At 74.9% G+C, this 231-nt stretch carries 1 pseudogene; it reads left to right on the top strand.

The annotated features are described in order from the left end of the window. A pseudogene (locus KVS71_RS19365) lies at positions 1–231 on the top strand (TetR/AcrR family transcriptional regulator); the annotation flags it as partial.

The raw sequence follows: 231 nt of genomic DNA, 5'->3' as shown, positions 1-231 counted from the left end.
GCCCCGACGACGCCGGCCCTTCCGCGCGCCAGCGGCGGGGCGCCGACCTCCCCCAGGAGTTCCCGGCGAAGGGCGAATCCCGGGGTGCGCTCGTCGCCGATGTGCTGCAGTTCACCTCCCTCTTCCGGGCTGACCCGGTGTACAGCCGTCTCCTCGGGGAGGAACCCGGGGCGTTCACGCGGGACACGCTGCACCGGGTGGGCTCCAGCCAGCGGCTCATCCTCCGGCGGC

The organism is Microbacterium sp. GbtcB4 (assembly GCF_019091465.1).
GTDB classification, from domain to species: Bacteria; Actinomycetota; Actinomycetes; order Actinomycetales; family Microbacteriaceae; genus Microbacterium; species Microbacterium paraoxydans.
This window is presented reverse-complemented; position numbering and strand designations above follow the sequence as displayed.